General features: G+C 61.3%; 28 protein-coding genes. 16 read left to right on the top strand and 12 right to left on the bottom strand.

Going from position 1 to position 23,909, the window contains the following annotated elements:
- The first annotated feature begins 71 nt into the window (after positions 1-71).
- Positions 72-956 carry a sugar nucleotide-binding protein gene (locus tag ACA074_RS24780; RefSeq protein ID WP_100847084.1) on the top strand — a complete coding sequence of 295 codons (885 nt, stop codon included), beginning with the start codon at positions 72-74 and terminating at the stop codon, positions 954-956.
- Positions 949-1,878: a UDP-N-acetylglucosamine epimerase PgnE gene (gene pgnE / locus ACA074_RS24775; protein WP_497677970.1), complete on the top strand. Its 930-nt coding sequence runs from the start codon at positions 949-951 to the stop codon at positions 1,876-1,878. The genes ACA074_RS24780 and pgnE overlap by 8 nt, the downstream gene beginning before the upstream one ends.
- Before the next feature lie 179 nt (positions 1,879-2,057).
- On the opposite strand, the gene ACA074_RS24770 is transcribed toward pgnE, so the two are convergent.
- From ACA074_RS24770 to ACA074_RS24750, 5 genes are all read right to left on the bottom strand, one after another.
- Positions 2,058-2,756, bottom strand: coding sequence for an OmpW/AlkL family protein (locus ACA074_RS24770; RefSeq protein ID WP_497658182.1), 699 nt, complete (start codon positions 2,754-2,756; stop codon positions 2,058-2,060).
- Positions 2,757-2,914: 158 nt separating this feature from the next.
- A complete protein-coding gene (locus ACA074_RS24765) occupies positions 2,915-3,433 on the bottom strand; it encodes a DUF3299 domain-containing protein (RefSeq protein ID WP_187678769.1) in 519 nt (172 codons plus the stop codon).
- Between the two features lie 11 nt (positions 3,434-3,444).
- The gene (locus tag ACA074_RS24760; RefSeq protein WP_401270248.1) at positions 3,445-4,710 is read right to left on the bottom strand and encodes an ABC transporter permease; all 1,266 of its coding nucleotides are present in this window, start codon (positions 4,708-4,710) and stop codon (positions 3,445-3,447) included.
- A gap of 1 nt (position 4,711) precedes the next feature.
- On the bottom strand, positions 4,712-5,422 hold the full coding sequence (locus tag ACA074_RS24755) for an ABC transporter ATP-binding protein (RefSeq protein WP_187678771.1): 711 nt from the start codon (positions 5,420-5,422) through the stop codon (positions 4,712-4,714).
- A gap of 75 nt (positions 5,423-5,497) precedes the next feature.
- Entirely contained in the window at positions 5,498-6,091 is a 594-nt protein-coding gene (locus ACA074_RS24750) for a DUF2796 domain-containing protein (protein ID WP_497615443.1), read from the bottom strand.
- 135 nt (positions 6,092-6,226) lie between these two features.
- Here ACA074_RS24750 and ACA074_RS24745 point away from each other — a divergent pair, with 135 nt between their 5' ends.
- Positions 6,227-6,583, top strand: a complete 357-nt coding sequence (locus ACA074_RS24745) for a hypothetical protein (RefSeq protein ID WP_497677969.1) — start codon at positions 6,227-6,229, stop codon at positions 6,581-6,583.
- Positions 6,584-6,587: 4 nt separating this feature from the next.
- Here ACA074_RS24745 and trxA read toward each other — a convergent pair whose 3' ends face one another.
- Genes trxA through ACA074_RS24730 form a run of 3 tightly spaced genes read right to left on the bottom strand, consistent with a single transcriptional unit; the run spans position 6,588 to position 8,627 of the window.
- On the bottom strand, positions 6,588-7,460 hold the full coding sequence (trxA, locus tag ACA074_RS24740; RefSeq protein ID WP_497677968.1) for a thioredoxin: 873 nt from the start codon (positions 7,458-7,460) through the stop codon (positions 6,588-6,590).
- A gap of 31 nt (positions 7,461-7,491) precedes the next feature.
- Complete coding sequence (locus ACA074_RS24735; RefSeq protein WP_187678775.1) at positions 7,492-8,166, bottom strand: class I SAM-dependent methyltransferase; 675 nt, start codon at positions 8,164-8,166, stop codon at positions 7,492-7,494.
- A complete protein-coding gene (locus ACA074_RS24730) occupies positions 8,163-8,627 on the bottom strand; it encodes a YbaY family lipoprotein (RefSeq protein ID WP_187678776.1) in 465 nt (154 codons plus the stop codon). Before ACA074_RS24730 ends, ACA074_RS24735 begins: the two co-directional genes overlap by 4 nt.
- Positions 8,628-8,755: 128 nt before the next feature.
- Between ACA074_RS24730 and nrdR the strand changes: the two genes are divergently transcribed.
- From nrdR to ACA074_RS24670, 12 genes are all read left to right on the top strand, one after another.
- Positions 8,756-9,220, top strand: coding sequence for a transcriptional regulator NrdR (nrdR, locus tag ACA074_RS24725; RefSeq protein WP_007910946.1), 465 nt, complete (start codon positions 8,756-8,758; stop codon positions 9,218-9,220).
- Entirely contained in the window at positions 9,217-10,350 is a 1,134-nt protein-coding gene (ribD, locus tag ACA074_RS24720; protein ID WP_497677967.1) for a bifunctional diaminohydroxyphosphoribosylaminopyrimidine deaminase/5-amino-6-(5-phosphoribosylamino)uracil reductase RibD, read from the top strand. Before nrdR ends, ribD begins: the two co-directional genes overlap by 4 nt.
- Before the next feature lie 47 nt (positions 10,351-10,397).
- Positions 10,398-11,060: a riboflavin synthase gene (locus tag ACA074_RS24715; RefSeq protein WP_187678778.1), complete on the top strand. Its 663-nt coding sequence runs from the start codon at positions 10,398-10,400 to the stop codon at positions 11,058-11,060.
- Between the two features lie 16 nt (positions 11,061-11,076).
- The gene (ribBA, locus tag ACA074_RS24710) at positions 11,077-12,168 is read left to right on the top strand and encodes a bifunctional 3,4-dihydroxy-2-butanone-4-phosphate synthase/GTP cyclohydrolase II (protein WP_497245395.1); all 1,092 of its coding nucleotides are present in this window, start codon (positions 11,077-11,079) and stop codon (positions 12,166-12,168) included.
- A 91-nt stretch (positions 12,169-12,259) separates the two neighbouring features.
- The gene (gene ribH, locus ACA074_RS24705) at positions 12,260-12,736 is read left to right on the top strand and encodes a 6,7-dimethyl-8-ribityllumazine synthase (protein ID WP_003228649.1); all 477 of its coding nucleotides are present in this window, start codon (positions 12,260-12,262) and stop codon (positions 12,734-12,736) included.
- The gene (nusB, locus tag ACA074_RS24700; protein ID WP_489879899.1) at positions 12,733-13,233 is read left to right on the top strand and encodes a transcription antitermination factor NusB; all 501 of its coding nucleotides are present in this window, start codon (positions 12,733-12,735) and stop codon (positions 13,231-13,233) included. Before ribH ends, nusB begins: the two co-directional genes overlap by 4 nt.
- Positions 13,234-13,260: 27 nt before the next feature.
- Positions 13,261-14,226, top strand: a complete 966-nt coding sequence (gene thiL, locus ACA074_RS24695; protein WP_497677966.1) for a thiamine-phosphate kinase — start codon at positions 13,261-13,263, stop codon at positions 14,224-14,226.
- Entirely contained in the window at positions 14,223-14,726 is a 504-nt protein-coding gene (locus ACA074_RS24690) for a phosphatidylglycerophosphatase A family protein (protein WP_007910933.1), read from the top strand. The genes thiL and ACA074_RS24690 overlap by 4 nt, the downstream gene beginning before the upstream one ends.
- Before the next feature lie 37 nt (positions 14,727-14,763).
- A complete protein-coding gene (locus ACA074_RS24685; RefSeq protein WP_497677965.1) occupies positions 14,764-15,501 on the top strand; it encodes a substrate-binding periplasmic protein in 738 nt (245 codons plus the stop codon).
- A 239-nt stretch (positions 15,502-15,740) separates the two neighbouring features.
- Positions 15,741-16,358, top strand: a complete 618-nt coding sequence (gene ribA / locus ACA074_RS24680; protein ID WP_095188498.1) for a GTP cyclohydrolase II — start codon at positions 15,741-15,743, stop codon at positions 16,356-16,358.
- Positions 16,355-16,774 (top strand): MFS transporter, encoded by a 420-nt coding sequence (locus ACA074_RS24675; RefSeq protein ID WP_401270285.1) that lies wholly within the window; start codon positions 16,355-16,357, stop codon positions 16,772-16,774. Before ribA ends, ACA074_RS24675 begins: the two co-directional genes overlap by 4 nt.
- Positions 16,774-17,574 carry a cobalamin-binding protein gene (locus tag ACA074_RS24670; RefSeq protein ID WP_497677964.1) on the top strand — a complete coding sequence of 267 codons (801 nt, stop codon included), beginning with the start codon at positions 16,774-16,776 and terminating at the stop codon, positions 17,572-17,574. Before ACA074_RS24675 ends, ACA074_RS24670 begins: the two co-directional genes overlap by 1 nt.
- A gap of 15 nt (positions 17,575-17,589) precedes the next feature.
- Here ACA074_RS24670 and ACA074_RS24665 read toward each other — a convergent pair whose 3' ends face one another.
- The 4 genes from ACA074_RS24665 to ACA074_RS24650 form a co-directional block, all read right to left on the bottom strand.
- A complete protein-coding gene (locus ACA074_RS24665) occupies positions 17,590-19,476 on the bottom strand; it encodes a TonB-dependent receptor domain-containing protein (RefSeq protein WP_497677963.1) in 1,887 nt (628 codons plus the stop codon).
- 139 nt (positions 19,477-19,615) lie between these two features.
- A complete protein-coding gene (dxs, locus tag ACA074_RS24660) occupies positions 19,616-21,514 on the bottom strand; it encodes a 1-deoxy-D-xylulose-5-phosphate synthase (RefSeq protein ID WP_497677962.1) in 1,899 nt (632 codons plus the stop codon).
- A gap of 91 nt (positions 21,515-21,605) precedes the next feature.
- On the bottom strand, positions 21,606-22,493 hold the full coding sequence (gene ispA / locus ACA074_RS24655; RefSeq protein WP_497677961.1) for a (2E,6E)-farnesyl diphosphate synthase: 888 nt from the start codon (positions 22,491-22,493) through the stop codon (positions 21,606-21,608).
- Positions 22,490-22,732, bottom strand: coding sequence for an exodeoxyribonuclease VII small subunit (locus ACA074_RS24650; RefSeq protein WP_003228627.1), 243 nt, complete (start codon positions 22,730-22,732; stop codon positions 22,490-22,492). The genes ispA and ACA074_RS24650 overlap by 4 nt, the downstream gene beginning before the upstream one ends.
- A 376-nt stretch (positions 22,733-23,108) precedes the next feature.
- Here ACA074_RS24650 and ACA074_RS24645 point away from each other — a divergent pair, with 376 nt between their 5' ends.
- Positions 23,109-23,900, top strand: a complete 792-nt coding sequence (locus ACA074_RS24645; RefSeq protein ID WP_497677960.1) for a YfaP family protein — start codon at positions 23,109-23,111, stop codon at positions 23,898-23,900.
- Positions 23,901-23,909: the final 9 nt, after the last annotated feature.

Below are 23,909 nucleotides of genomic sequence, written 5' to 3'. Positions count from 1 at the left end.
ATTATCGACGACGGCGCCACAAGCATCGTCGCCAAAGCCATCGTTCCAATCAGACTGGGCCTGCTGACTCTATGCGAATGCGCCTTATGTTACTGGGCGGCGGAAATGCCCTTGGGCAGGCGCTGATTCGCCTCGGTGCGGAAGAAGACATCGGTTTCCTCGCCCCCCGCCCCCCCGAAGACGGCTGGGATGCCGCGAGCCTGACGCAACTGCTCGACGACACCCGTCCCGATGCGTTGATCAACCTTGCCTACTATTTCGACTGGTTCCAGGCCGAGACTGTCAGCGAAAGCCGCATGGCCGGGCAGGAACGCGCGATCGAGCGGCTGGCCGAACTGTGCCAGCATCACAACATCGTCCTTGTGCAACCCTCCAGTTATCGGGTGTTCGACGGCTCGCGTGCCACCGCCTACAGCGAAAAAGACGAACCGGTGCCGCTGGGCCTGCGCGGTCAAGCGTTGTGGCGCATCGAACAAAGTGTTCGCGCGACGTGCCCGCAACACGTGTTGCTGCGTTTCGGCTGGCTGCTTGATGACAGCCCCGACGGCACCCTCGGACGTTTCCTTGCCCGCGCCGAGCAACCGGAAGAATTGCTCATGGCGGATGATCGCCGGGGTAATCCAACACCGGTCGACGACGCCGCCCGAGTGATCATTTCGGTGCTCAAGCAACTCGATTGCGCAGCGCCGCTGTGGGGCACTTATCACTACGCCGGCCACGAGGCGACCACACCGCTGGCGCTGGGTCAGGCGATTCTGACCGAGGCCCGCAGCCTGCACGCACTGGCCATCGAAGCGCCGACCGCCCAGGCCCACGCCGCGCGACCGGACGCCGCCGAAGAACCGCAACACGCGGTGCTCGCCTGCAAGAAAATTCTGCACACTTTCGGGATCAAACCGCGCGCCTGGCGTGCCGCGCTCCCGGGCTTACTGGATAGGTTCTACCGTCATGGCTGAAGGTACTGTTTTAATCACCGGCGGAGCCGGTTTCATCGGCTCGCATCTGACCGACGCCTTGCTCGCCAAAGGGCATTCGGTTCGGGTGCTGGACGATCTGTCGACCGGCAAGCGCAGCAACCTGCCGCTGCACAATCCCAAGGTTGAATTGATCGTTGGCGATGTCGCCGACGCTGCGCTCGTTGCCCAGGCGATGCAAGGCTGCAACGCAGTCGCCCACCTGGCGGCGGTGGCTTCGGTGCAGGCGTCGGTGGATGATCCGGTGAAGACTCACCAGAGCAACTTCATCGGCACCTTGAATGTCTGCGAAGCCATGCGTCTGGCCGGGGTCAAGCGTGTGTTGTACGCCTCCAGCGCAGCGGTGTACGGCAACAATGGCGAGGGCGAGTCGATCGATGAAGACACGCCAAAGGCTCCGCTGACGCCCTACGCGTCGGACAAACTGGCCGGCGAGCATTACTTCGATTTCTACCGTCGCCAGCATGGTCTGGAACCGGCGATCTTCCGCTTCTTCAACATCTTCGGGCCGCGTCAGGATCCGTCCTCGCCGTACTCCGGTGTGATCAGCATTTTCAGCGAACGCGCGCAGAAAGGTCTCCCGATCACCGTGTTCGGCGATGGTGAGCAGACGCGTGATTTCCTGTATGTCGAGGATCTGGTCGATATTCTGGTGCAGGCGATCGAAAAGCCTGATGTGGACGTGGGACCTGTGAATGTTGGCTGGAACGAGGCGATGAGCCTCAAGCAGATGCTTGTAGCCCTGCAATCAGTGGTCGGCGAGTTGCCACCGGTCAGCTACGGCCCGGCACGCTCCGGCGACATCCGCCACTCGCGGGCGAACAACCGGCGGTTGCTGGAGCGGTTCAAACTGCCACAGCAGACGCCGATGAGCGTGGGGCTGGCGCGGTTGCTCGGAAAATAGCATTACCGCAGACATGAAAAAGGCGCCTTTTGACAGGCGCCTTTTTCACGGCCGGAATTTATCTCAATCCCTGTGGCGAGGGGATTTATCCCCGATCGACTGCGCAGCAGTCCCCTTCAGTTCAAGCTGCTCACCACCAAGCCTCATTCACCACCACGTGAACGTTCTGTAAAACGGGCTTAGAACTTATAGCCCAAACCCACCATGTAGATGAACGGATCCACATCCACATTCACCCGTGCGCGAGTACCCGGCGCCACAGCGTTGTTCTCCACAGTCGCGCGAGTATCGATATCGATGTAGCGCACTTGAGCGTTGAGCATGATGTTGTCGGTCAGCATGTAGTCCGCACCCACTTGCCACGCCAGACCCCAGGAATTCTTCGCCTTGAAATTGCTGAAACCATTGGCGCTGGCTTCGCTGCCGACGTGCTCGTCGTAAATCCAGGTGTAGTTGATGCCGCCGCCGACATACGGTTGGAACGCCGACTTCGAATCCAGCGGGTAGTAAACGACGCTGAGGGTCGGTGGCAGGTGTTTCAGGGTGCCGAGTTTGCCGTTGGCTGCTGGCAGGGCGGTGCCTTTGAGCTTCACGTCATGCTCGAACGGGGTGGCCGCGAGCAACTCGATACCGACGTGGTTGGTGAGCATGTAAGCGAAGTTCAGGCCCAGTTGAGTGTCGCTGCTCATGGTCGCCTTGCCGCCCAGATTGGTGCCGCTCAGCGGACCCTGATCGACCTTGACGCTGGAGCTGTCGGCCTTCGGGTTGACGGTGATTGCACCGGCACGAATCAGGATGTCGCCGGCTTCGTGAGCGTGGGCGAGCGGGGCTGCGAGCGCGAGGGCAAACAGCGAGGCGCTGAGCAAGGACTTGTTCATGGGGGCTCCAAAAGGACGTTAAAAGTTTCTGATGTCCTATGGTACGAAGCCAACTGATACGGTCTTTTGACTCAGCTCAATGAAACAGTGAAGGAGCCTGCTTTTGTGGAACCTTTGCCAGCAATGAGGCCCTTACAAACAACACAGAACTGTCGGATTCACTCCGGCAGCTCATACACATAAATCTTGTCCGCCTCCATCTGATACCCGGCATCCGCCAGTTCGCTGCTCGACGCTTTAACCTGCATCGGCCCTTCGACCCAATACGGCTGATACAACTCATCGAGCTTCACGCCCAACTCGCTTTTCACATGCACGATCTGGTTCGACGGCGGTGGCGGCACATGGATGCAGGCGCCGAAATACGGCACCAGCAAGAAGTCCGTGGTGCGTCCTTCTTCATTGACCTCCAGCGGCACGATGTAGCCCGGCAGACGAATGTTCTGACCATCGAGTGATTGCACAACCGGAGCATTCGGCATGTCCTGTTTCGCCGCTGGCGCGGCTTCGGCAGACAGCGCATCGCTCATCTTCGACAGATCGTGCAGCGGGGTCATGTTCGGCACTTCCGGCGCCGCGTCCGGCGGGATCATTTCCGACCAGGTCAAATCTTTCGGCGCCGCCGCCCACACGGGCAGGGCGACCAGCAACAACAGCGCGAGCACGGCGCGGGGCATGGAAAACATCCTCATAAACGAATCGACAGGCCATCGGCCAAGGATTGGCGATACGCGCGCCAGGCCGGCACGCTGCCCATCAGCAGCGCGGCCGCCAGAATGCCACCGAGCAGCGTCCATTCATACTCGCTCGGCCACGCCAGCGGCAGGAACAATCCGTAATTGGCCTGCACATAACCCTGCGCAGCAGCGATGCCGATATACAGCAACGCCAGCCCGGCGATCACCCCGGTCAACGCCAAGGCAAAGGCTTCCAGCACCAGCAGACTCGCGATGTGCCACGGCCGCGCACCGACCGAACGCAGAATCGCCATCTCGCGGCGACGCTCGTTAAGGCTGGTGAGAATCGCCGTGAGCATGCCGATCAAACCGGTCAGCACCACGAACAGCGAGACTACGAACAGCGCTTTCTCGGCGGTGCTCATCAGGCTCCACAACTCCTGCAAGGCCACACCCGGCAGGATCGCCAGCATTGGCTCACCACGGAATTCATTGATCTCGCGTTGCAGCGCGAAAGTGGAAATCTTGCTGTTGAGGCCAAGCATGAACGCGGTGATCGCTTGCGGCGCCAGGTCCATGTTGCGCGCCTGATCGGCCGTGATCCGCCCGTTGCCCCGCGCCGGCACACCGTTGTGCCAGTCGATGTGAATCGCCTCCATGCCGCCGAGGCTGATGTGCAACGTGCGATCCACCGGGGTGCCGGTGCGCTTGAGAATGCCGACCACGGTGAACGGTTTGTCATCGTGTTTGACCAGACTGATCGCCGCTACGCCATGGGCCAGGACCAGTTTGTCGCCAAGCTTGTAATGCAGCGCGTCGGCGACTTCGGCGCCGAGCACCACTTCAAACGGATCGGTGGCAAACGCGCGGCCATCGGCCAGTTGCAGGTGCTGCTGGCGGCCGTACTGGTAATGCTCGAAATACGCTTCGGTGGTGCCCATCACCCGGTAGCCACGATGGGAATCGCCGAGGGACATCGGGATCGCCCACTTCACTTTCGGGTTGTTGGCGAAGTGTTCGAAGCTGTCCCAGCGGATGTTGTTGGTGGCGTTGCCGATGCGAAACACCGAGTACAGCAGCAGATTCACCGAGCCGGAACGGGCGCCGACGATCAAGTCAGTGCCGCTGATGGTGCTGGCGAAACTGGCTTTGGCCTCGGTGCGCACCCGCTCGACGGCGAGCAGCAAGCAGACCGACAGGGCGATGGCGAATGCGGTGAGCAACGCGGTGAAGCGGCGGTTGGCCAGGCTGGCCATGGCCAGACGAAACAGATACATCTCAGACCTCGGCAGACGTGGCGGCGCGATTGAGTTCGGCCAGGGACAGATGACGGTCGAACAGCGGCGCCAGACTCTGGTCGTGGCTGACGAACAGCAGACTGGAACCGGCCTCGCGGCATTCGGCGAACAACAGGCGAATGAAGTTTTCTCGGGCGTCGTAGTCCAGCGCCGAGGTCGGTTCGTCAGCGATCACCAGTTCCGGCTGACCGATCAGAGCGCGGGCGGCGGCGACCCTTTGTTGCTGGCCGATCGACAACGAGTCGGCGCGGCGACTGAGGATGCTTTCGTCCTTCAAACCCAAGTGAGCAAGCAGGGTGGCGGCGGCTTGATCGACGCTGCCGTGACGCTGCTTCGCCCGTTCGGCACGCAGCCTGGAGAAGTGGCAGGGCAGTTCGACGTTCTCACGCACCGAGAGAAACGGCAGCAGGTTGAACTGCTGGAAGATATAGCCGGTGTGATCGACGCGGAAGGTGTCGCGGGCGCCGGCGGACAGTGCGGTCAGTTCCTGGCCGAGCAGACGAATGCTGCCACGATCGGGTTTCTGCACACCGCCGAGCAGGCCGAGCAGGGTGGTCTTGCCGCTGCCGCTGGGGCCTTTGAGGAACAGGGTTTCACCCGGCTCCAGACGAAACGCCGGGATGTCCAGCAGCGGCGGGTGGCCGGGCCAACTGAAGCCCAGGTCGGACAGTTCGATGAGTGCTTGGGTCATGGCGCCAGTTTCAAAAGTTTTCATAGCCCCTGCAGGAGCAGCCTTCGGCAGCTCCTGCACAGGGCAGCGTTGGAATCAGAACTTCAGCGCAGCAGCCTTGGCCGTCACTTCGGTGCCTTGCTGACCGCTGGCACTGATCAGTTGTACCTGAATTTTCTGCGTCGCCGGGAAGGTGCTGAAAATGTTCGCCAGATCCAGCGTCTTCAAGGCGCCCGGAGCTGCGCACTTGAACTGATAGTGCGCGTGGATTTCACTGTGGTCGTGATGATGCTCGTGGCCGTCCTTGCCCGCTTCACCGTCGTCGTGATCATCGGCATCCGGCTTGTCACCGAACAACGGACTTTCCAGTTCCTGACTGACCACTTTGCAACCGGCAGCGGCTGGCAGCTTGAACAGCGTCAGAGGCTTTTCCAGTTGGGCGCGGGCGGCGGCGACTTTGGCCTTGTCGGCATCCGTGGTGGCGGCGTGTTCGAAACCGACCAGATTCATCGCCGGGCTTTCCAGCTCCAGTTCCAGAGTCTGGCCATCCAGCGCGGCGTTCAAACGACCGACTCCATGTTCGTGCGCGCCAAGGCTGCCGTGTTCATGATCGTGGTCATGCTCATCAGCAGCATGGGCGATGGCCAGCGGCAACAGGGCAAACGGCAAAGCGAGCATCAGACGACGCATGGCGGTCTCCGGGAAGTAAAGTGAAGAGTTTGTTATGTAATCTTATAACGAAAGTGCGCAGAGTTTGCCCGTGCGCTTGGCGTTACACAAGTCCCGTGGGAGCATGCAGGTCAGAAATATGTGGGAGCGAACTCAATGTTGCGGATACGTGGAACCGTCGGCGACGTGCCGGTGGATTTGACGGTGGAACTGGATGACAGCGACTGGGCGAAGCTGGGCTCAGTCCTTGGTGCGCAGCCGCAAATAGCTCAAGCGGCGGCCGCTTCGGCGCCAGCGGCGAAACCGCTCAATCAGGACGATGCGTTGTGGCAGGCTGCCCGGGATTTGCTGCGCAAGGCCGGGCAACTCAGCGGGCCGGATCTGCTCGAACAACTGGAAGGGCTGACCGGCAGCGCAGGGGCAGGCAAACGCTTGCTGGTGCGGCTGCGGCACAGTTCGGATGTGAAAGTGGTGAGCGGCGGGGATACGCCGCTCTACAGCTGGATCGAGTAAACGCTTAGTACAGCGCGGCAAACAACTTGCGACGGTAGGCGGTCACCAGAGGGTGATCGTTGCCCAGCAACTCGAACACCTGCAACAAGGTCTTGTGCGGCAAACCTTCGCCGTAGCTGCGATTACGGATGAACAGCTTGAGCAAGGCATCCAGAGCCGCTTCGTATTGCTGACGAGCCAGTTGCTGAATCGCCAGTTGATACACCGCTTCATCGTCCTGCGGGTTTTGCGCCAGACGGGTTTTCAGGTCGGCAGCGTCCGGGAGGTCGCGGGCAAGGCCCAGAAATTTGATCTGCGCCTTCGCCCCGGCGAGCGCGGCTTTGTGCTCATCGCTCTTGACCGCGTCGAGCACGGTTTGCGCTTCGTCCAGTTCGCCGCGCTCGGTCAGGCAACGGGCGTACAGGATCAATGCCTTGGCGTTGGTGTTGTCTTCGTTGAGCATCACCACCAGCGCGGCTTCGGCATCGGCGTAACGACCGTCATCGAACAAGGCCTGAGCCTGTTCGAATGGATCGGCCGCGGTCGGCGCCGGCATCTGCACATGGGGTTCTAGCAAGGCACGTACGGCGGATTCCGGTTGCGCGCCGGCAAAACCGTCGACCGGTTGACCGTCCTTGAACAGCACCACAGTCGGCAGGCTGCGAATGCCAAAGCGGGCCACGATGTCCTGCTCGATGTCACAGTTGACCTTGGCCAGCAGCAACTCGCCCTGATAGCTCTCGGCAATGCCTTGCAGCATCGGCATCAGCGCCTTGCACGGCGCACACCATTCGGCCCAGAAATCCACCAGCACGGGTTTATTGAAGGAAGCCTCGATCACCGACTGGTCGAAATCGGCAGTCGTGGCGTCGAAGATGTACGGCGTTTGTTGACTCATGGGGGATCTCTTTTAAGCGTCAATGAACGCACTATAAGGGGTGGCGCAAAAGATCGCGACGCGCGTGGTAAAGGCTCACATGCCGAAACTCTTCCGGCTCCGCCAGATCTGGCAAGGTCATGGCCTCAAGCATTTCAATGCGCTCATACAACGGATGGCGAAAATCCCGAACCCGCGAATCGGCCACCAGCGCTTCACGGCCACGGCTGAGAAACGCATCGAGCAACGGCAGATTCGCCCGGTCATACAACACATCAGCCACCAGAATCAGGTCAAAGCGATCCGCTTCGGCGAAGAAATCCGTCGAATAACTCATCTGCACATCGTTGAGTTCGGCATTCGCCCGACACGCCGCGATCGCCAGCGGATCGAGATCGCAGGCCACCACTTCCAACGCCCCGGCCTTCACCGCCGCAATCCCGGCGATGCCGGAACCGGCGCCAAAATCCAGGACGCGTTTGCCGCGCACCCACTCGGGAAACTCGGCCAGATAACGCGCCACCGCCAGACCACTGGCCCAGCAAAAGCTCCAGTAGGGCGGCTCGTGCAGAATTCGTTGGGTTTCTTCCTGGCTGAATTCGCGCGCCATGTTGTCGCCGTCAATCAGCCACAACTGCAAATCGGTGTCCGGCAACGCACAGGCTTTCAGTCTGGCGTCGCCGAGCAGTTCACCCAACGCCTGTTGCAGGTCGAGCGGTGCATTCATGGTGCTTTGACGAATTGCAGTTGGCCCAATGCCTGAGTGGTCGGCTGGGTAATGGTTTGCGACGGCAGATGCAGGATCAACTGGCCAGACTGGCTGGCGCGGCCACGCAGTTCAACCCGCGCCCCGGCCGGGAAGGCCTCGGGGTTGAAGCGCACATGGAACGGCAGAATCTGGTTGTTGCCGATCAGGCTGGAACTGGCGAGCAATTGCTGCGGGCGATCCTTTGCATCGATCACCAGTAGCGCCAGTTCGACTTCGGCACCGGCCGGCACACCTTGCAAGGTGCCACTCAGTTCGCGCTGATACGCCGGCAACGGGCCGAGGTCGGCGGCTTCCTTGGCTTTTTTCTGCGCCTGCTGTGGCGCCGGGCCTGGAGTGGGCGGCTGAGGCTTGGGCGCATCGCTGCTGCAGGCCACCAGCAGGCTTAAAAAACTGAGCAAAACGAGCGGACGTAACGACATTGGCAGCTCCGGCAAAATGAAATCCATGGATCAAACGATCATGCCAGTCTGTATACCGCAAACCCTATGGCTTGTCTTGCCACCGGGATGCGCTACCATGGCCCTCCCTTTTTTTGTTGCCAGCCACCATGCACTGTCCCTTCTGCGGTGCCAACGACACCAAGGTCATCGACTCGCGTCTGGTCGCCGAGGGCGAACAGGTGCGCCGCCGGCGTGAATGCCTGGCCTGCGGCGAACGTTTCACGACATTCGAGACGGCCGAACTGGTGTTGCCGCGCCTGATCAAAACCGATGGCAGCCGCCAGCCGTTCGACGAAGAAAAACTCCGCGCGGGCATGCAACGCGCCCTGGAGAAGCGTCCGGTGAGCGTCGAGCGCCTCGAATCCTCTTTGGTTCACATCAAGCACAAGCTGCGCGCCACCGGCGAGCGCGAGGTCAAATCCCTCGTGGTCGGCGAACTGGTGATGGCCGAGCTGCAAAAGCTTGATGAAGTCGCCTACATCCGTTTCGCTTCGGTCTACAAGCGCTTCCAGGACCTCAACGAGTTCCGCGAAGAGATCGACCGCCTCGCCCGCGAACCGGTGAAAGAATGACCAGCGCCGCCGAGCAGGCCATCCTCGACGCCCACTTCATGGCCCGCGCGCTGGAACTGGCGCGCAAAGGTCACTACACCACGCATCCTAATCCCCGGGTTGGCTGCGTGGTGGTGCGGGACGGGCAGATCGTCGGCGAAGGCTGGCACGAACGCGCCGGCGAGCCTCACGCTGAAGTCCACGCCTTGCGCGCTGCCGGTGAGCTGGCCCGGGGGGCGACCGCTTACGTCACCCTCGAGCCGTGCAGCCACCATGGCCGCACCCCGCCGTGCGCCGATGCGTTGGTCAATGCCGGCGTGGCTCGGGTGGTCGCGGCGATGCGTGATCCGAACCCGCAAGTGGCGGGCCGTGGCTTGCAACGTCTGGCCGATGCCGGCATTGCGACTGAAAGCGGCGTACTGGAAGCTGAGGCGCGCAAGCTCAATCAGGGTTTTCTGAAACGCATGGAACACGGCTTGCCGTTCGTGCGGGTCAAACTGGCCATGAGTCTCGACGGCCGCACGGCGATGGAAAGCGGCGAGAGTCAATGGATCACCGGCCCGGCCGCACGTTCGGCGGTGCAGCGTTTGCGCGCGCAAGCGGCGGCGGTGCTGACCGGCGCCGACACGGTGCTGGCTGACGGCGCACGCTTGACCGTGCGCGCTGATGAGCTGGGTCTGGATGCCGGGCAAACCGCACTGGCCATGAGCCGTCCGCCGCTGCGCGTGCTGATCGACGGACGCCTGCGGGTGCCGCTGGACGCGCCGTTCTTCAAGGCTGGCCCGGCGTTGGTCGCCACCTGCATGGCGGTCGAAGAGCAATACGCCAATGGCCCGGAATGTTTGGTCGTGCCGGGTGATGACGGTCAGGTCGATTTGCATCAATTACTGATCGAACTGGCCAACCGTGGCGTCAACGAAGTGCTGGTCGAGGCCGGCCCTCGTCTGGCCGGTGCCTTTGCTCAGCTCGGTCTGGTCGATGAGTTCGTGATCTTCATCGCCGGCAAGTTCCTCGGCTCCACGGCGCGTCCGCTTTTGGATTGGCCGCTGAGCTATATGAAGGACGCTCCCGAGCTGAAAATCACTGAAATCCGCGCGGTTGGCGATGACTGGCGAGTCACTGCCATCCCTGTCCTTTCGGCGAGCGTATAATTCCCGGCCATCGCGTTAGCGCTGGCTTCGTTCTCAAGGAGAACCCCATGTTTACCGGCATCATCGAATCCATCGGCAGTATCCGTGCATTGACCCCAAAGGGCGGTGATGTGCGGGTGCATGTTGAAACCGGCAAGCTCGACCTGAGCGACGTCAAACTCGGCGACAGCATCGCGGTCAACGGCGTCTGCCTGACGGCCGTTGAGCTGCCGGGCGACGGCTTCGCTGCCGACGTCAGCCGCGAAACCCTCGACTGCACCGCCATGAACGACCTGAAAAGCGGCAGCCCGGTCAATCTGGAAAAAGCACTGACCCCGACCACCCGTCTCGGCGGGCACTTGGTCAGCGGTCACGTCGACGGTGTCGGTGAAATCGTCTCCCGCGCTGATAATGCCCGCGCCGTGGAATTTCGCATCCGCGCACCGAAAGAGCTGGCCAAGTACATCGCCCATAAAGGCTCGATCACCGTCGACGGCACGAGCCTGACCGTGAACGCGGTCGATGGCGCCGAGTTCATGCTGACGATCATCCCGCACACCTTGAGCGAAACCATCATGGCTTCCTACAAGCCAGGTCGCCGGGTGAACCTGGAAGTCGACTTGCTGGCGCGTTATCTGGAGCGTCTGCTCCTCGGCGACAAGGCCGCAGAGCCAAGCGCTGGTGGCATCACTGAAAGCTTTCTGGCCGCCAACGGCTATCTCAAATCCTGACCCAAGGGGGTGCCTTGTGGCGCTCAATAGCATCGAAGAACTGGTTGAAGACATCCGCCAAGGCAAGATGGTCATCCTCATGGATGACGAAGACCGCGAGAACGAAGGCGACCTGATCATGGCCGCCGAATGCTGCAAGGCCGAGCACATCAACTTCATGGCCAAGCACGCCCGTGGCCTGATCTGCATGCCGATGAGCCGTGAGCGCTGCGAACTGCTGAAGCTGCCGCTGATGGCGCCACGCAACGGTTCCGGTTTTGGCACCAAGTTCACCGTCTCGATCGAAGCCGCCGAAGGCGTGACCACCGGCATTTCCGCTGCCGACCGTGCGCGCACCGTGCAAGCGGCTGCCGCCAAAGACGCCAAGGCTGAAGACATCGTCAGCCCCGGCCATATCTTCCCGCTGATGGCGCAGGCCGGTGGCACCCTGGCGCGTGCCGGCCACACCGAAGCCGCTTGCGACCTGGCGCGCATGGCCGGTTTCGAGCCGAGCGGCGTGATCTGCGAAGTGATGAACGACGACGGCACCATGTCCCGTCGCACCGAACTGGAAGCCTTCGCCGCCGAACACAACATCAAGATCGGCACCATTGCCGACCTGATTCACTACCGGATGATCCACGAACGTACCGTTCAGCGGATTGCCGAGCAGCCACTGGACAGCGAACTGGGCCAATTCAACCTGGTGACCTATCGTGATTCCGTGGAAGGCGACGTGCACATGGCCCTGACGCTGGGCACCGTCTGCGCCGAAGAACCGACCCTGGTTCGCGTACACAACATGGACCCGCTGCGCGACCTGTTGATGGTCAAACAACCGGGCCGCTGGAGTCTGCGCGCCGCCATGACGGCGGTTGCCGAGGCTGGCAGCGGTGTGGTGCTGTTGCTCGGTCACCCGCTCGATGGCGACGTGTTGCTGGCGCACATCCGCGAAACCGCCGATCAGGCTGTGGTGAAAAAACCGACCACTTACAGCATCGTCGGTGCCGGTTCGCAGATCCTGCGCGACCTTGGCGTACGCAAAATGCGCCTGATGTCGGCGCCAATGAAATTTAATGCGATATCCGGTTTCGATCTGGAAGTTGTAGAATACGTGCCCTCCGAATAATGACCGGTTGTTTCCGGCCCTGATTTCGCGGCAAATAAATCACTGAGGGATGCGTAGCAAACGCGTCCCGGCTCTTTAAGAGATCTGACGAATGACCCTGAAGACCATCGAAGGTACCTTCATCGCCCCTAAAGGCCGCTACGCTTTGGTAGTGGGCCGTTTCAACAGCTTCGTCGTTGAAAGCCTGGTCAGCGGTGCAGTTGATGCCCTGGTTCGCCACGGCGTGAGCGAAAGCGACATCACCATCATCCGCGCACCTGGCGCCTTCGAAATTCCGCTGGTTGCGCAGAAAGTCGCCCAGAAAGGCGAGTTCGCAGCCATCATCGCTCTCGGCGCGGTCATTCGTGGCGGTACTCCGCACTTCGAATACGTGGCGGGCGAATGCACCAAGGGCCTGGCCCAGGTGTCCATGGAGTTCGGCGTGCCGGTCGCTTTCGGCGTTCTGACCGTTGATTCCATCGAGCAAGCCATCGAACGTTCCGGCACCAAGGCCGGTAACAAAGGTGCTGAAGCTGCCCTGTCCGCTCTGGAAATGGTCAGCCTGCTGGCGCAGTTGGAGGCCAAGTGATTAGCGACGAAAGCGATCGTTTCAACCCGCGCGAGCCACGTCCAGCGGACGCCGGCAAGCCTTCGAAAAGCGAGAAGCGCCGGGCTGCCCGTCAGTTGGCGACTCAAGCACTGTATCAGCGTCACATGGCCAGTACCTCGCTGAACGAAATCGAAGCGCAGTTTCGCGTCGATAACGATTTTACCTATGCCGATGCCAGCTACTTCCACGACATCCTGCACGGTGTTCCAGCGAGCCTGACCGAGATCGACGCCGCGTTGGCGCCGTGCCTGGACCTGACCATCGGAGAGCTCGACCCGGTTGAATTGTGCGTACTGCGCCTGTCCGCCTGGGAGCTGCTCAAACGTGTCGACGTGCCGTACCGTGTGGTAATCAACGAAGGGATCGAACTGGCGAAAGTCTACGGTTCAACCGACGGCCACAAGTTCGTCAACGGCGTACTCGACAAGCTGGCCCCGCGCCTGCGTGAAGCTGAAGTGAAGGCGTTCAAGCGCTGATCGGCGCTTGAATACTTTTTCTCAGTCATGGGCGAGTTTGAGCTGATCCGCAATTACTTCGCCGCCGCGCTCTGTGCGCAGGGCGGCGAAGGCGTTGCACTGGGGATCGGCGACGACTGCGCCTTGCTGGCGGTTCCTCCCGGGGAACAGCTGGCGATTTCCACCGATACGCTGGTGGCCGGTGTGCATTTCGCCGACCCCTGCGATCCGTTTCTGCTCGGTCAGCGCTCGCTGGCCGTCGCGGTCAGCGATCTGGCCGCCATGGGCGCCACGCCCGTTGCCTTTACCCTTGCCCTGACTGTGCCGACGGTGACCGCCGATTGGCTGCAAGCCTATGCCCGTGGTTTGAACCGCATGGCGCAGAGCTGCGGCGTGGCATTGGTCGGTGGCGATACCACGCGCGGGCCGTTGAGCTTGACCGTCACCGTGTTCGGCCGCGTCCCGGCCAGTCAGGCCTTGACCCGTAGCGGCGCGCAACCGGGTGACTTGCTGTGTGTCGGCGGTGAACTGGGCAATGCCGCCGGTGCGTTACCGCTGGTATTGGGTCAGCGCGACGCCGCGCTGGACATCGCCCAGCCGCTGCTCGATCACTATTGGTCGCCGCAACCGCAACTGGCCCTCGGTCAGGCGCTGCGCGGTAAAGCCACGTCAGCGCTGGATATCTCCGATGGCCTGCTCGCTGACTGCGGGCACATCGCCCTGGCGTCGAAGGTGCGGCTTGAGATTGAACGCGAGCGCGTACCGTTGTCGGATGCTTTAGTGGCGTTTCTCGGCCAGCGCGGCGCCGAGCGCGCGGCGCTCAGTGGTGGCGATGATTACGTGCTGGCATTCACGTTACCGTCTGTCGAGTTGCCGGCGCTGCTGGCTGCCGGTTGGCCGATCCATGTGATCGGTCGCGTGGCAGAGGGGCAGGGCGTGGTGCTGCTGGATCGAGACGGCCACGACATCACCCCGCAAATCCGGGGTTATCAACATTTTCAGGAGACACCGTGACAGATCACCCGAAACAGGTTCCGGCCGAATTCGTTCCGCCGTCTGTCTGGCGCAATCCCTGGCATTTCCTCGCGTTCGGCTTCGGTTCGGGCACCTTGCCCAAGGCGCCGGGCACGTGGGGCTCGTTAGTTGCGCTACCCTTTATCCCGTTGTGGCAGATGCTGCCCGACTGGGGTTACTGGCTGATGCTCGGGATCACCATGCTGTTCGGCTTCTGGCTGTGCGGCAAGGTCGCCGATGATCTGCGGGTGCACGACCACGAAGGCATCGTCTGGGACGAAATGGTCGGGATGTGGATCACCCTATGGCTGGTGCCGGAAGGCTGGTACTGGTTGCTCGCGGGTTTTCTGGTATTCCGCTTCTTCGATATTCTCAAGCCTTGGCCGATTCGCTGGATCGACCGGCATGTCCATGGCGGCGTCGGCATCATGCTCGACGACGTGCTGGCCGGCGTGTTTGCCTGGCTGGCGATGCAGGGACTGGTGTGGATTTTCGCCTGACCTTGCGGGGCCCAGGCGTCAAGTGAGGTAACTAGGGATGGCTGGACGCTGGTTGGTGCTATTGGTTTTTGCCCTGCTGGGCACAGTGGCCAGTGCGCAGGAATCAGTGCCAGCGCCCTCGGTCATCCACCTGGCCAGCGAAGACTGGGAAGACTACACCGCCGCCGACGGCCATGGGCTGGGCTGGGATATCTTGCGCAAGGTGTTCGAGCCGGCCGGGGTGAAGCTGAATATTCGCACCGAGCCGTACACCCGTTCAGTGGGGCTGGCCCAGCGCGGCGAGGTCGATGCCTGTGTCGGCTCTTATCATCAAGAATTCAGCGAACTGCTTTATCCGCGCTGGAATTTCGACACCGACCACGTTTACGCGCTGGGCCTTGCCAGCAACCCGGCGCCGACGCCGGAAACCTTGGGCAGTTACCGACTGGCTTGGGTACGTGGCTACGACTATCAGAATTATTTGCCCAACGTGCGCGGCTATAACGAAGTCGTCCGGCGTACCGGGATTCTGTCGATGCTGACCCACAACCGCGCCGACTATTACATCGACGCGCTGACGGAGATCGACTATGTGCTCAGCCGGGCCAGGGATCCTTCGCAGTTCCGCACCACTCATATCGCTGAATTGCCGCTGTACCTGTGTTTCGCCAATACGCCACAAGCGCGGACGTTGATGGCGCTGTTTGACCAGCGCATGGAGCAACTGGTGAAAAGCGGCGAGCTGAAGCCGGTATTCGAGCGCTGGAAGCAGCCTTATCCGTTTAGTTTGCCCTGACGCGAAACCCCTGTAGGAGCTGCGGCACGCTGCGATCTTTTGATCTTGATCTTAAAAATCAGGATCAAAAGATCGCAGCCTCGTTTCACTCGACAGCTCCTACAGCGGTCCATGTTGTCCGGGAGTCATCAAACTTTTTGATCGTTATGCCCGATAATTCAGCCTAAGCGTCTGTAGGAACCTGCTGTTACAATGCCGCCCAGCGAATCTTCAGACTTTTTTAGATCAGGAGCACACCGGTGCCTGTCGTTTTTGTCGCCGCTTCCAAGCTGCCAACGCCTTTTGCGCAATTCACCATGCACGGTTTTCTCGATGAAGCCACCGGTCGCGAGCACGTCGTGCTGAGCCTGGGTGATTTTGCCGACGGAGCCCCGGTACTCGGCCGATTGCACTCCGAATGCCTGACGGGTGATGCCTTGTTCAGCCAGCGTTGCGACTGCGGTTCGCAACTCGAGGGCGCGCTCAAAGCCATCGCTCGCGAAGGTCGTGGCGTCCTGCTGTACCTGCGCCAGGAAGGTCGCGGCATCGGTCTGTTGAACAAGATCCGTGCCTACGAATTGCAGGACGGCGGCGCCGACACCGTTGAAGCCAACGAGCGTCTTGGCTTCGCCGCCGACCAGCGCGACTACGCCATGTGCCTGCCGATGCTCGAGCATCTGGGTGTGAAATCCCTGCGTCTGATGACCAACAACCCGCGCAAGGTCAAAGCCTTGACCGACATGGGCATCGTCGTCGCCGAGCGCGTGCCGTTGCACACCGGCCACAACCCGCACAACAAACTGTACCTGGCGACCAAGGCCAGCAAACTCGACCACATGATGGGCAATGAGCATCAGGGCGAGGTAGACCGGGCGTGACTCGCGGTCAGGTGCGCCGTCGCCTCAGCGTCGACTGGTGGAAATACCTGACGCTGGCGCTGGTGCCGTTGTTCGTGCTCAACGCCGTGTTCGGTCAAAGCGAGGCGATCCTGCCGGTACTGGCGATGCCGTTCTTTATCGCTGGTGTTGCCTCAATGTTTGTCAGCCTGAAATTTTTCGGCCGCTACAAACATGCGCTGATCGCCACGCAAAAAGCCCTCGATACCCCGGATGAGCCGACTGCATGGATCGCGCTCGCGGCGCGGCGCCGAACTGCCTTTCTCGCCGCGGCGTTGCCGGCGTGGATCGGCGCATTGGCGGTATTCGTCGGCCTTGAAGCCGTACCGCTGATGTTGCTGGCATTGTCCACGGCGGTGCTGTTCTACCTCTACCGTATCCCGCGTCAACTCGGCTGATGCGCCGTCTCTGGCTGGCGGTTCTGCTGCTGGCCGTCAGCGGGTCGACGCTGGCCGCTCTGCGCGTGGTCAGTCTCGCGCCGTCTCTTTCTGAAATCGTCGTTGATCTGGATTCGGCCGATCTGCTGGTTGGCGTGCTGGATGGGGGCGATCGGCCTGCTGCGATTGCGAATGTTCCCTCAGTCGGTCGCTATGGCCAACTCGACATGGAGCGTTTGCTCAGCCTCAAACCCGATCTGCTGTTGCTCTGGCCCGGCAGTGTCGGCCCGGCGCAGCGTGACCAGCTCAAGCGGTTGAACATCCCGACTTACGTCGCCGAGCCGCATACGTTCGAACAACTCACCACGCAGATCGAAGACATCGCCGGGCAACTGGGGCGCCCGGAACGTGGGGTGCAACGTGCGGCGGATCTTCGTAGACAAATCGACGGCCTGCGCCAGCGCTATCGCCGGGATACGCCGCTGAAAGTGTTTTATCAAGTCTGGGACAAGCCGCTCTATACCATCGGCGGTGGGCAGATCATCAGCGATGCGCTTGAGGTGTGTGGTGCGCGCAATGTCTTTGGCGACCTGAGCCTGCCGGCACCGCAAGTGAGTGTCGAAGCGGTGTTGCAGCGTGATCCCGAGGTGATTCTCGCAGGTGATCAGGCGCAGCTTGAGGCGTGGAGGGCTTGGCCGCAGGTGGCAGCGGTGAGGCAGGGGAAACTGCTGTTGGTCACCGATAAAGGCCTCGAACGGCCGAGCGGCCAAATGATCGCCGCCACCGCCAAGCTCTGCCAAGTGATCGCACCAGACAAATAATCCCTACAGGGAATTTCAGCGCAGCTCAGGCGTCCAGGTCACCCCAAACATCCACGCCCGACCTTCCTCACGATAGCCATACTGACTGCCGTCGTAACTGTAGTTCGCGCGGCTGTAACCCTTGTCCAGCAAGTTATCGACCTTCAGATCCAGCTTGATCTCGCGGTTCAGCGCCCAGCTGCTACGCAGCCCGAGCGTGCCGTAGCCACCCAGTGGCTGAGTGTTTTTCAAGTCGTCGTAACTGGCGCTGACTAATTGCCAACTCGCGCCGAGGCTCAATCGATCGAACTGACGGTCCATATCCCAACTGGCCGTACGCCGTGCCCGTCGCGCCAAGGTGTGACCTGTATCACGATCACGCGGATCGATAATCGCCACGCCAAGATTGCTCTGCCAGCCAAACAGCTCCTGCTTCAGCGCTGCTTCAAAGCCATTGATTCGTGCCGAGGCCACATTCTCCGGCCGCGAGTTGCTGCCGAAGATAATCGCGTCTTCCAGATCGGTGCGGTACAGCGAAGCTTCCAGTCGAGCGTTGTCACTCAACTGGCTGCGCCATTGCAGTTCGTAGCTCTTGGAGGTTTCCGGCTTCAGGTTCGGGTTGCTGAAGTCCGGGTAGTACAGGTCATTGAAGGTCGGCGCGCGGAAGCCCTCGCTGTAGCTCAGCAGCAAATCGTTGTCCGGGTTCAGCGGCAGGGTGAACGTGCCGCTCCAGGTGTTCTGGCTGCCGAACTGCTGGTTGTCGTCGTGGCGCAGGCCCAGTTCCGTGGAGAAGCTGTCGGCCTGATAGCGATGCTGGATAAACGCCGCGCGGTTCCAGCGGCTGTCCTCGTCGAAGGCGGTGCTGCTGTTGACTCGGTCTTCATACCAGTCGCCGCCGAGGATCAGGCTGTTGCGCGGATTCAGGGTCAGGTCGTTCTGCCAGTTCACCGAGTCGCGGTAGGTGTTGAACACCGTGCGCTCGTCGCTGAGCTTGTCGAGGGTCTTCTCGCGGTTTTCGCTGTGGCCAAATTCGACGCGGGTTTTCCAGAGGTCGTTGACCCGAGCATCGACGTAACTGCTGATGCTGCTGACGTTGAAGTCACTGTACGGCTGCTGCTGGTGGGAAGTATCCGTGACGTAGTCATAACGTCCGAATGGATTGTCGAACTCGCTCTTGCCGCTGTTATCCAGCAGATTGGCGCCGACTTCGATGTCATCGGTCAGCGCATGGCTGAGGCTCAGGCTGACGGACTTGTTGCGGTAGGCGTCATGATCGCCGTCGCTCGGATACGACGCGTGGGTGCGGTCGAGGCCGGCGGTTTCATCGAGGCTGGCGCCAAGGTTGAAGCGGGTTTTGTCATCGCCACCGGACAAACCGAGACTACGTTCCCAAGTCTGGTTGCTGCCGAAGCCGACGTGCAGGCGTGGCTGCAGACCTTGTTCACTGCCGCGCCGGGTGAAGATCTGAATCACCCCGCCAATCGCATCGCTGCCGTAAATCACCGAGCGCGAGCCGCGCAGCACTTCCACGCGCTCGATCTGTTCGATGTTCAGGTGTTGCAGGTTGCTGTCGCCGGAAGTGGAGCTGCCGATGCGCTGGCCATCAATCAGCACCAGGCTCTGCGCCGATTGCGTGCCGCGAATGTAGATCCCCGGCAGACTGCCGCGCCCGCCGGCCTGCGCGACCTGAACGCCCGGCACCCGGCGCAGCAGGTCCGGCACGTCGCTCGGTTGCAGGCGGTCGATGTCTTCGCGGGTGAACACAGTGTTGGCGGCGCTGCTGTCGTTGCGTGCTTCGACCTGGCGGTTGGCGGAGATCAGCGTGTCCGGCAGTTTCAGGGCTTGATCGCGTTCGAAGGTGTCGGCGAGGGCGCTGGCGGTTGGCAGCAGAAGGAAGGGCAGGGCGAGGCGTGAGAGGTTCATCGGTGGTCCGTGGGTGTTTCAGGTGTACACAAATCAAATGTGGGAGCGAGCCTGCTCGCGAAGGCGGTAAATCAGTCAACAGTGGTTGATTGAAAGTCCGCATTCGCGAGCAGGCTCGCTCCCACATGGGTATTGCGTGTTACTTGCTGAGCAGTTCCAGACGCTCGCGAATCGACGCCTCGATCCCTGCCTCATCCAGTCCGCATTCCGCCAGCATCTGCGCAGGCTTGGCGTGCTCGACGTAAACATCCGGCAAGCCCAGGTGCAGCATCGACTTGAGGATGTTCTCGCGTGCGAGAAATTCGCTGACCGCGCCACCGGCGCCGCCCATGATCGCGTTCTCTTCGATGGTGACCAGCAACTCGTGGCTGCCGGCAATCTCGCGTACCAGCTCTTCATCGAGCGGTTTGACGAAGCGCATGTCGACCACGGTAGCATCCAGCTTTTCGGCGACTTTCAGCGCCTCGGCCAGTTGCACGCCGAACACCAGCAGGGCGACTTTACTGCCCTGGCGACGGACGATGCCTTTGCCGATTTCAATCGGCTCGAGGTCTTTCTCGATGGCTGCATTCGGGCCGCTGCCACGCGGGTAACGCACCGCCGCCAGGCCGTTGTACAGGTGGCCGGTGGAGAGCATTTTGCGCAGTTCGTTTTCATCGCTCGGGGTCATGATGACCATGCCCGGGATGCAGCGCAGGTACGACAGATCGAAGCTGCCGGCGTGGGTCGGGCCGTCTTCGCCCACTAAACCTGCGCGGTCGATGGCGAACAGCACGTCGAGGTTCTGTACCGCTACGTCATGAACGAGCTGGTCGTAACCGCGCTGGAGGAACGTCGAGTAGATCGCCACCACCGGTTTCGCGCCTTCGCAGGCCATGCCGGCAGCGAACGTCACCGCGTGTTGCTCGGCAATTGCCACATCGAAGTAGCGCAGCGGGAAACGTTCGCTGAACTCCACCAGATCCGAGCCTTCCTTCATTGCCGGGGTGATCCCGACCAGACGCGGATCAGATGCAGCCATGTCGCACAGCCATTCGCCAAACACCGCCGAATACTTCGGCCCGCCAGCTTTTTTCGGTGCAGCGGCCGGAGCGTCGACAGGTTCGAGCTTGGTAATCGCGTGGTAACCGATAGGGTCGACTTCCGCCGGGGCGAAGCCTTTGCCTTTTTTGGTGACGATGTGCAGGAACTGCGGGCCTTTCAGATCGCGCATGTTGCGCAGTGTAGCGATCAGGGTCGGCAGGTCGTGGCCGTCGATCGGGCCGATGTAGTTCCAGCCCAACTCTTCGAACAGCGTGCCGGGAACCAGCATGCCTTTTGCGTATTCTTCGGTGCGGCGGGCGATTTCCCAGGCGCCGGGCAGGCGCGACAGCACTTTTTTGCTGCCTTCACGCATGCTCGCGTAAGTCCGGCTGGAAAGGATCTTCGCCAGATAATTCGACAGACCGCCGACGTTGCGCGAGATCGACATGTCGTTGTCGTTGAGGATCACCAGCATGTTGGCGTTGACTTCCGGCGCGTGGTTCAGCGCCTCGAAGGCCATGCCTGCGGTCAACGCGCCATCGCCGATCACGGCAATCGCCTTGCGATCACTGTTTTGCAGGCGGGCGGCAATCGCCATGCCCAGCGCTGCGCTGATCGACGTGCTGGAGTGGCCGACGCCAAAGGTGTCGTACTCGCTCTCGGCACGACGCGGGAAGGCGGCGATGCCGTCCTTCTGGCGCAGGGATTCCATGCGCTCGCGGCGTCCGGTGAGGATCTTGTGCGGATACGCCTGATGACCGACGTCCCACACCAGCCGGTCGTCCGGGGTGTCGAAGACGTAATGCAACGCGATGGTCAGCTCGATGACGCCCAGGCCGGCACCGAAATGCCCACCGGTCTGGCCGACCGTGTAGAGCAATTCCAGGCGCAACTCATCAGCCAGGGTTTCCAGCTCGGCTTCGCCTAACCGGCGCAGGCCGTCCGGCGTGTTCGCGCGGTCGAGCAGGGGCGTGGTCGGGCGCTTGCGGGGAATCTCATGAAACGTCGTGGGCATCAGGCGAATCGTTATAGGTATAAAAGATGCGGCAGTTTACCTGATGCATCGCCCCCTGCCCACGCGTTGGTCTTTTTTGGCTGAATCGCCGTCAGTTGCGCCGATCGACGATATACCGGGCCAGCTCGCGCAAAGGCTCGGCGGCCGCGTCAAACGGTCGCAGGGCGTGCAGCGCCTGATCGCGCAGTTCCAGGGCGTAGGCCTTGGCGGCGTCCAGACCCAGCAGGGCCGGGTAGGTTGGCTTGTCGCGGGCGATGTCGGCACCCTGGCGTTTGCCGAGGGTCGCGGTATCGCTTTCGACGTCGAGAATGTCGTCCTGCACCTGAAAGGCCAGGCCAATGGCCTGTGCATAAGTTTGCAGGGCTTTCAGTTCATCCTTTTCGGCACGGCCGCTGGCCAGGGCGCCGAGTTTGACGCTGACTTCGATCAGCGCGCCGGTCTTGTGCCGGTGCATCTGTTCGAGGGCTTTCTGATCGAGTTTGAGCCCGACCGAACCGAGATCGATGGCCTGACCACCGACCATACCCGCCGGGCCTGCGGCTTGAGCCAGAGCCGTGACCATTTGCAGACGGATGTCGGCGTCGAGATTGCTCAGATGCGGATCGAGCAAGGCGCTGAACGCCAGGCTCTGCAAGCCGTCACCAGCGAGGATTGCGCAGGCTTCATCGAATTTTTTGTGGGTAGTCGGCTGGCCGCGTCGCAGATCATCGTCGTCCATCGCCGGCAAATCGTCGTGAACCAGCGAATACGCGTGGATCAGTTCAACCGCGCACGCTGCGCCGTTGGCTTGCTCAGCCTTGCCACCGAGCGCTTCGCACGCGGCGTAGGCCAGCAGCGGACGCACGCGTTTACCGCCGTTCATCACGCTATAGCGCATGGCCTCGTAGAGACGCGCCAGCTCCGGCAGCGGGGCGTTGAACAGGGTTTCCAGCGCCGCGTTGACTCGGGCCTGGCTGGTCGCCGAATACGCTGCAATCATTCTGGCTGTTCCGCGTCGAAGGGTTCCTCGGCGAGTTCGCCATCACGCTCCAGCAGCACTTGCACCTTCTGCTCGGCCTGGGCCAGCGCTGCCTGGCAATCACGGGTCAGCCCGATGCCCTGCTCGAAAGCGGTCAGCGAGTCTTCCAGCGACAATTCACCGTTCTCCAGACGCTCGACCAATGTTTGCAGGTCGGCGAGGGACTGTTCGAAATCCAGTGCAGCTTTTTTGCGGGCCATGGCGGCAGTTTCCGGTTGACGTTAAACCGGCGCGACACTAGCAGATAGGGGGTTTATGGGCAAATGAGCGGGTCTTGCGGGGATGATTCTCAGGGGCCAAAGATGACATTGTGCCAATGAGCCAGTAAGCGTGGCGTTTATTCGGCTCATTTTGTGAGCCGAATAAGTCGGCTATTCGGCTCACGCTCAATAAATGTGCTTGATTCCTACCGCAAAAGCCGATGTATCCGATTGTTAAAAAACTGCCGAATGGCTAATCTTCGCGCCTTCTACGACCCGACAGTCACGGGTCTTTCAGACGAAACGCAGTTTCCACCGCTGTGAAGTACCGAGGATCGGGTGCAAGGTTTCGTTCAGGCATGGCAGGAGGCAATACATGCGTTCATTTCTTTTGCTGCTGATCGGCCTGGCCTGCGCGCCTGCGCTGCTGGCCGCGCCGACAGCAGAGATGTCGGAGCCGGTGGGCGGCTGGCGCTACCACGGCTTGCTCGATCGCACGGAAAACCCGCAAGTCGCCTATCCCACGCCGCCGATCGATCGCGGCATCCAGCGCAATCGCACGATGATCCAGGGCCAGCTCAAGGCCATCGGGCATATGCGCCCGCCGCACAGTCTCGCCGTGAACGGCAACCCACTGAATCTGTACACCGACGACCTGGGCCGTTTCGCCCGGCCCTATGCGTTCGGCGCCGGTTCCAACAGCGTCGAGGTGATCAGCGCCGAGGGCCAGTCGCTCAAGCGCGTGCAATTTTATGAAGCAAATAACCTGCGCACGCCGGCGAAAATTCGTCTTGTCTTGGGATGGGACGATCCGAAGGCCGAGCTCGATCTGCACATTGTCACGCCCGATGGCCAGCATGCCTTTTGGGCGCGGCCGGCGCTGAGCAATGGCGGCGGGCTCGACCCGGATGGCGTCGATGGTCCCGGCCCGGAAATGTTCACCATGACCGCGCCGCTGCATGGCACCTATCTGGTTTACGTCAACTATTGGGGCAACTTTGGCAACGGCGGCTATAACTTCGAGGAGACCAGCAACCAGAACGAGGTAATCACCTCGCAAATCACGCTGGTGCTCAACGAAAACACCGTCGACGAAAAACGCGAAACATTCATCGTGCCCCTGCGGGCGATCGGTGATCTGCTGCTGGTCAAGACTTTCAACTATTAAGCATCCCGC

The sequence above is a fragment of the Pseudomonas sp. LBUM1655 genome (assembly GCF_059716085.1).
The sequence above is the reverse complement of the archived record's forward strand: the minus strand, read 5'-3'. Positions and strand labels throughout refer to the sequence as shown.